A 7,994-nucleotide genomic window follows, 5' to 3' on the forward strand; every position below is an offset into this window, starting at 1 on the left:
TGCAGCACCTCCTTAGCTGGCCTGGGACACGGGTTTCAGGGTAAAGGAGCCGCCCTGACTTCCGTCAATTTTCAAATTGCCCCCAATGGCCTTCAGTTTTTCCCGCAGATAGGAAATGTAGATCCACACAATCCCCGGATCTTCCTGCTTTTCTTCTTGCCACACGTGCTCCAGCAGCTGCTGGGTGGGACAGGGCTTTCCCGCATGGACCATCAGGTACCGCATCAGCTGGGTTTCCTTGGGTGACAGCCGGACCGCACTGCGGCTGGACAGTTCCCCTTCCCCGCAGTTTAGGGTCACGGACCCAGCAGTTAGTTTTTCCGGATTGAATTCACTCTGGCGGCGGGTCAAAGAACGGATCCGGGCCAGCAGTTCGCCCATAGCAAAGGGTTTCGTCAGATAATCATCTGCCCCGGCATCCAGGCCCAGAATCTTGTCGTCCACTTCCGCCTTGGCCGTCAGCATAATTACCGGGGTGGTATCCCCCGTGGCCCGGATTTCCTCCAGGGCCGTAATGCCATCTTTTACCGGCATCATAATATCAAAAACCATGCAATCGTATAAATTTTTGCTGGCCTTGTCCACCGCTTCCTGTCCGTTGGCCGCCAAATCCACCTCATGACCCTGATGGGTCAAAATGGCCTGGACCGCCATGGACATGGCCTTCTCGTCTTCTGCCAATAAGATTTTGCTCACTGGTTTTCTTCCTCTCCTTCCGGTTCTTCCTGAAGCAGGTTCCGGATGGTCTGCATGGCCAGGTCGCAGGCCGCCAGTTCATCCGCGCAGCGCTTCAGTTCTTGTCCAATCAGGGCTGCATTTTTAATGTGATGCTTGTATTTCATCTGGTGTTCCAGGCTGGCCCAGGAATCCATGGCAATGGTGCGCAGCTGGATTTCCGCATAAAACTTCCCAGGCTGGTTGCCGTCCACATCCCGGAACGGCTCCTCCAATTCCAGAATCATATGGTAGGACCGGTATCCATTGGGTTTTACATTGTGGATATAATCCTTTTCCTGGATCACCTTGCAGCCAGGAATCTGCTTGATGTAGTCAATATTTAACTTGATATCGTGCAAAAAGCGGCACACAATCCGGAGCCCAATGGCATCCCGAAGCTCCACCAGGGCAGAATGCGCATTCACCGGCAGCCCTTTCCGCCGGCATTTTTCTTCCATACTGTCCACGCTTTTGATCCGGTAGATCAGGTGCTCATAGGCCATCTCTCCGCTGCGCTGCTTTTCCACTTGGTTATACTTTTCAATCTGGTGAACCAAGTCCGTCTGGACCGTTTCCAGGACAGGAAGCCAGTCCCCGTAGGCATCTCCACTTGCTGTGATCACCTTTCGTTTCCTCCTTCAGGGGTACAAACCGTAACCTATTCTTTTACTATTGTAACATATTTGCCATGAAGGAAAAATGAAAAATCCGTGTGTGGGAAGAGGAAGCGTCAAGGGGCGTTTGGTTTCTTCAACACTAACGTTCAGGTCCCCACCCATTCCCCAGATTTCACACAAAAAAGCATTTCTCCAGAACCTGTCTGATCTGGAGAAATGCTTTTTTCACCTTAGTTCACATTTACATACGTCTTGTAATCGTTACTCCATATGTGAAGCCCTGCTTTACCCCGTGCCAGCCCGTAACGCGTACGTCGGCGCCCCAGGGATTCTCTTTGGTCACTTTGCTCTGCCAGCCGAGCTCCAGGAATTCGCTGGAGCCTTTCATGCTGGCGTCGGGGGTGGTGTAGTCTCTGTACCGTGCCGTGGCTTTGCCGTCAAATTCGTAATCCCAGCCAAGGCCTGCATAGAAGGTGGTGGTAGCTTCGTCCAGGTGTTTGGTCCATCTAAAGCCCAAACGGGTCCAGATGGAATCCACCCCATCCAAATCGTAGTCAGCGCTGCCCAAACTGCTGTGCAGAGTCACGCTGTCACCGCCCAAATGGGAATAGAAGAATTTGCCGTAGACATTATAGTCGTTGGTAGCCTGACGGTAAATCCGCCCCAGACCGGCGTGGGCAGCAATATAACCAGCCCCAGAGTTATAGGTGGTACGGTAGCCGGCAATGCGTCCAGCATAGTCACCGTTTAGGCGGCCGGCCCGTACCAGGCCTTCGTAGTGGACGCCGTTGACCTGGTCTCTGCGGAGCAGGATACCAGCGCCTACATACCGCTGACTGCCGTCGCCCCGGGTGCCGTTCTTATAGCTGGTATAGTTTCCGGTACCGTATTCGATGAAAGGCATAATGGTGTCGGCGTAGTCTTTCTTAAAAACCCGCTTTACGAAGCCCAATTCACCATTGAACCCATTGGTATCCACCGTGGAACTGCTGTTATAGCGGAGGTTGTGGCCGCCCAGCATGACATAGGGGGTAAACTTGGCCTCCACTTCCCGTTCTTTCCTTTGGGCAATTTCTTCTGCACTAAGGGTCACATTCGCGTTCTTGGCATCTGCGGCGTCAAGAGGAGAAGCAGCTGCCATAACGGGTCCCTGTCTCAGGCTCATGCCGGCAGGGGAAGAAATATAGGGAGTGCCCAGCATATCCATAACGTTATGGTCATCATCCCGGAGCCGGGCCGCCTCATGGCTTTCGGCCCAGGCGGTTAGAGCTGCCTGGAGGCCATCGGTGACGGCTGCGTCGGAGCCGTTGGCTACCGTGCTGGCAGCATTGGCTTGGCCGTCGGCGATAACCTCCGTATCCGGGTGCAGGATGGGTTGGCTGTCGATGGGCACGTAGAGAACGATGGTATTGGCGTCCTGGGGCTTAATGTAGACCTTGCGCTGGAGGAGGGCTGCGTCGGTGACGATATCCTTACCGTCCATCATGGCGTAGCTGGTACCTGTGGTGTTGATTTCGTTGTTGGCGTCGTGGATCAGGTTGATCACTTCACCCGGATTCAGCTGGGTGGTATCCTCCACCCCGGCGTTAATGGCTGCCCCATGGACATCCGCAGTATCCGTCACTTCCAGCATGGTATCCCCGGCCTTGGCATCCGCCGGCACGTAGAAATTCAGGTTCTGGAAATAACCCAGGTTCTTAACTGTATTGCCCTTGGTGGAAAGATTCAGGGTGTTGCCGGTGCTCTCGGTGGTGCTATAGCCGCCGTAGAGGCTCATCATGGAGCCCAGTAGGCCGCCGGTAATGTTCACCGTGTTGTCTGTAGCCGGGCCCTCCTCGTTCACCCCGGCAGCAATCAGGTTCCCGCTCATAAGGGGGTTCTCTTCTTCGTCCGCAGCAATCGTGGTACCAATAGTACCGCCCTTGATATTCAGGATGTTGCCAGAAGCAATTCCTCCTGTGGTTTGACCGCCCACCAGATTCTTCTAGATTGTGCCGCCCTCAACGGTCACCGTATTGCGTTGTGCGTAACTGCGCAGCGGGCTATAGGCGCCATAGACGTTTCCTGCAGTCACCCCGCTGCCAAGCGTTACCTGGTTGTCATACATCGGACAAGAGGAATCCTTCAGCAGGTCGTCTGACGTGGCAATGGTGGTCAAATACCCGCCATAAATGGCGTCTGCCGTGACGTTGCCGCCGCTGATGGCCACTTGGTTGGCATAAGCGCCGGGATTGCTTAGAAGTTTTAACTGATAAAACGTATCGTACGTCCGATAATAGGTTGTACCGTTGGATTTCCCGCCTGCGATAACCGAAGCCCCGGAAATCGTGGCATCCTGAAGCTTCAGGATATTCTCTAGAGCTTGGTTGGCACCAGCCCCTGCATAGATTTCCTGGGCTCCGTTTACCTTGACATTCGTAAGTGCAAGGCTGTTTTTATAGGCTGAAGCACCTGCATAGGCTGCTGCCAGCGTAGGTTTGCTTGGATAACCACCATCAGAGTCCAGGACCCCATCGGTGAAGCTAAGGGAACCACCTGTAATAGCTGCAGTATTACCAACTGCTTTCCCACTTACCGTATCCTCGCCCATAGCCTGCACGCCAATCAGGCAGCTTAACCCACTTACTTCCGCATTCGTCAACTGCAGCTGGTTCTCGGAAGCATTCTGCTCAGCTTTTACCCCTTCCAATACGCTCAGGTTATACACCTTGCTATTTTCCACCGTAAGGCTGTTGCCCTGGGCAAGTCCCGTTGCGTCGGCCCCTATTAGACTGGTGCCGCTTACTGGGAGAAAAGTGATTTCACTATTTCCGGTAATCTTCAGCTGGTTCTCACGGGTAAGAGTTGTATAAACTGCATCATCGTCTCCCTCATAAACCGTACCATAAACTCCACGCACTTCGGCCAGATTATCTATTTTGGTGTCTTCAATAGACATTGTATTTTTATACGGAGCTACGCCATATGCACCAACGATATACGAGGCATTGCCAGAAATGGTAGAAGCAGTAAAAGTTACCTTATTCTCAGAAACACGGCCATAGGGAGAATAACCACCCCATAAATAACGAAGACCTGAAACCGTACTCTGATTTAGTTTCACAGCATTAGCTGCAACCGTTCCCTTTTCACTTAACCCACCACAAATCATATAAGCACCGTCAGCAGCTGCCTGATTCAATTCTAGAGAATTGTTTGAAGCACTGACTAACCCTAATCCGCCAAAAATCGTAGTTCCGTCCTCATTCGAATCCTGTGTCGTATAGCTTACTTTGGCACCCGTAATGGAAACCTGGTTCTGGTCTGCACAGCCCGCATCGTTTGAATCATCGCCCGAGGCCCAAGCAAGTCCACCGCCAATTGCCGCTGCATTTTGCAGCTCCGTCTTCTGGCCGCTGATACTCACCTGGTTTCCAGAGGCCGGTCCTTCATTTGCTACCCCGCCAAGGATCCAGCCCCCTGATCCAGTTTCAGCCTCTCCAAACATGCTGGAATTTCCCAGGGTCACTGCCGTATTGTCCAGAGTTACCTTGTTGTCCTTGGCACTGGTAGTACCCAAACCGCCATAGATATCCGTAATCCCGTTCTTGATGGTGCTTTGGTAAATCTGCACTTCATTGGAATCTGCAGCGCTTGCCAAACCAGATTCCGACACATGGCGATGATTATAGCCCCCAGCCAATACACCTACAGGAAGGTCATATACATTTAGGCCCAGTAAATCAACATATGTATCCTGACTTGCCTCGTTTCCCAAGGTCGCGCCATAAGCGGTCACCTTATTTCCCACGGCACTGCCATATTCAGAAAAGCCTCCCAGTAGGGAATTGCCCAGGACAGGCTGGGTGGAATAATCTTCCTTTCCCAGGGTAACCGTATTATCGTTTGCGTCATAATAAGCGTAACCACCGCCCACCTTAGCTGCATACCCGCTGAGGAACTGCACTTCGTTCTGGCTGGCATATTTGTGGGCTGCGCCTCCGTAAACCCCTCCGCTGATAGTGGTAGCACCGGATGAGGTTTCTCTAATATACACCTTGTTGCCAATGGCACTGGCTGGAAGGAAACTGTGTTGGAAGTCAAAAATATGGAAGGAGCTGGTACGTGAATAATCCAGCAGTCCATCCTCCATATCGCCAGCAATGCCGCCTGCTGCCGTGGCAAGTCTGCTGTCAGTGATATAGACCGTATTATAGGAAGCATCCCCCTCTTCCTGGGTGGAAAGCGTTCCTCCTGTCAAACCCCCTGCCACATCAACATGTCTGTCACTTTCTATTTCGTTGACCCGGGTCAAGGTCAACGTATTATAGCAAGCTCCATTATGCAGGCTGAAACCGCCCACCAGATCCAGTTCGTCATCATAGTAGTCTGCAGTCTTGGCACTCACCGTAATATCGGACAGCGTCACCTGGTTTTCATTGGCATCCAATTTTGCCGTGTAGCCGCCGGCAGCCAGCAGGGTAAGCGTGCTGTTCCGGACCACCACCTGGTTGTTCGAGGTAGTGCCTTTGCCGGAGTAGCCCCCTATCACCGCGGTGTAGGTTCCCTGATTTTCGGAGTCTGGCTGCGTACCGCTGGCCTCTGCCTCTGCACTGGTGCCAATGTATACGCGGTTATTGCTGGCATCAGCTGTGGCCGTCACATCTAGAGGAGACAGATATGACCAGTCGGTATAATTGCCTGCCTCATCACGATAAACGCCATAATAATCACTATATCCCTTTACATTGGCAGCTCCGCCATACACAGCAACAGGAGTTCCGTCATGCACAGTGACCTTTTCCAGCGTCACTGTATTGCCGGACACGTCAAACTGCTCAGTGGATACTAAATGGTTCTCATTCTCTTCCTCCGAGCCCAAATACTCTTTTGTATAGTCATATAAATAGCCGCCAAAAATGGATACCCCATCGTACTCTGTGGCACCAGAACCCAGGGTGGTGCTGCCAAGGGTCACCGTGTTGCCATTTACCTGATCTTCTGTGGAGGTTGTAGTATTGTCCTCATGAATGATCACGCCCCCAAAAATATTGGAACCGGGATTTTCTGACGTTACCGTCCCTCCTGTAACCTGCAAGGTGTTACCGGAAGCGGTTCCGGTATCCTTGTTGCCAATGGCTCCATTTGATAAATTGATAGATTCTTCCGTGTTCAAGCCGCTCCCATACTCGTTCCCTTCCTCAGCCTTCACATCTTCCCCGCTAATGGTGATTGGTTCCGCCTGAGCCCTGGGGACATACGCCCCCAGTCCCAAAATGCTGGTGAGCACCAATACTGTCAATAATTGCTTCTGTTGTCCATTCCTGGTTTCCTTCTGATGCTTGTGTTTCCCCATAACTTGTGCCAGCGCCTCCCGCAGCCGCCAGCTTCCCCCTTTCGTCAAACAGGCAAAGGCCTTTAAGTACATTAAGTTTTATGTTATTATTATTCAAACATCTCTACGAATATATTATAGCGTTGTTTGTTTATAAAGTCTAAGAAATCGTTTATAAAAATAGTTTCACAACTATTAGCCGCAGCCAACTGTATAAATGGATACAAACGTTATTTCAGAAGAAAACAAGTTTATTTGAAAGCTGTTTTTCATTCAGCAACAGTGCCAATTCACCGTGAATAGTTTGTAACATATTCTTGTTCTTGTAGTATTTTAAATACGTTTATGTTATGTTTTTTACGATTCTTATCAATAATTATCCCAAGTTTGGTTCCACTTTTAGCAGTAAATAATTATGTTTATTTTTGCAATTCAAAATAATCTATTTTTTAGTTGCATTATTTACCGTTGATATGCTATACTATCGATGTTCATCAACCGTATACATTGTATTTTGTATACGAAATTATCCAGATTGGAGGCACATCCTATGTTTCGCATAGCTATTTGCGACGAAGATTCTCTCAGTACTGAAAACATTATCGCCTGTATCCAGGCCATGCCCAGCCCTTTCGACATTCCAGAAATTTCTGTGTTTGCCGATTTGCGGTCTCTCCTAGTCAAGTGTACAAGCAATACACGTTACGAACTGATCATCCTGGATCCGGCAAATGTCTTTCGCGATAACCTGGAAGCCGGCCGCGTTTTACGTGAGCTGGACAAAACTGTCCCCATTATGTTTACATCCAAAGACAAAAATTGTTTCTCTGGCAAGAAAACCCTGCCCAATCAGCAATATTTTCTGCCCAAACCCGTTATTCCAGAGGTTCTGTATAAGCTGATGGACAACCTGATGCGAAATACTCTGTATGACCAGCACTACCGGTTTCCCATGGTCTGTGAAGAAAGCCGCTTTGATTTGGGCATTGATAAAATTTTATATGTAGAGGCTAAGGGCCCCCAGGTTCTGGTGCATACCAGAAAAAAGTCCTACCCTAAAAGCGCAACCATGAAATCCATGGAGCGCTGGCTGTGCCGGCACCAGTTTGTCAGAATCCATAAGAGCTTCCTGGTCAACGTGCATCAGATTGAAACTTTTAAGCGGTATAAGGCCGTTTTGAAAAACAAGGTGGAATTGGATATCTCCAAAAACCGTTATAAAGAAATCGCTGACAAAATTGAAGCCCTGCTCCGCCCCTAATGAGAATAGGGACCAGCTTGTGCTGTCCCTGCAATGAAAAGGTGGTGTGAAATAATACTTATCCCCGAAAAAAACGGCTTTTTTT

The 7,994-nt window shown here is 50.2% G+C and carries 5 protein-coding genes; 1 reads left to right on the forward strand and 4 read right to left on the reverse strand.

The annotated features are described in order from the left end of the window. Positions 1-12: 12 nt before the first annotated feature. From DW089_RS02030 to DW089_RS02045, 4 genes are all read right to left on the reverse strand, one after another. Complete coding sequence (locus DW089_RS02030) at positions 13-696, reverse strand: response regulator transcription factor (protein ID WP_118286703.1); 684 nt, start codon at positions 694-696, stop codon at positions 13-15. Beyond that, positions 693-1,337 (reverse strand): GTP pyrophosphokinase family protein, encoded by a 645-nt coding sequence (locus DW089_RS02035; protein WP_199614484.1) that lies wholly within the window; start codon positions 1,335-1,337, stop codon positions 693-695. The genes DW089_RS02030 and DW089_RS02035 overlap by 4 nt, the downstream gene beginning before the upstream one ends. A gap of 238 nt (positions 1,338-1,575) precedes the next feature. Beyond that, on the reverse strand, positions 1,576-3,309 hold the full coding sequence (locus DW089_RS02040; protein ID WP_118286704.1) for an autotransporter outer membrane beta-barrel domain-containing protein: 1,734 nt from the start codon (positions 3,307-3,309) through the stop codon (positions 1,576-1,578). A 9-nt stretch (positions 3,310-3,318) separates the two neighbouring features. Continuing rightward, the gene (locus DW089_RS02045) at positions 3,319-6,615 is read right to left on the reverse strand and encodes a hypothetical protein (RefSeq protein WP_233547530.1); all 3,297 of its coding nucleotides are present in this window, start codon (positions 6,613-6,615) and stop codon (positions 3,319-3,321) included. A gap of 583 nt (positions 6,616-7,198) precedes the next feature. On the opposite strand from DW089_RS02045, the gene DW089_RS02050 reads away from it, so the two are divergent. Next, positions 7,199-7,909, forward strand: coding sequence for a LytTR family DNA-binding domain-containing protein (locus DW089_RS02050; RefSeq protein WP_158572303.1), 711 nt, complete (start codon positions 7,199-7,201; stop codon positions 7,907-7,909). Positions 7,910-7,994 lie beyond the last annotated feature (85 nt).

Source organism: Acidaminococcus sp. AM05-11, assembly GCF_003472805.1.
Classification (GTDB): Bacteria; Bacillota; Negativicutes; order Acidaminococcales; family Acidaminococcaceae; genus Acidaminococcus; species Acidaminococcus hominis.

Coding starts and splice junctions, on each gene's coding strand:
- DW089_RS02050 (WP_158572303.1), top strand. CDS start 7,199: ATGTTTCGCATAGCTATTTGCGACGAAGATTCTCTCAGTACTGAAAAC.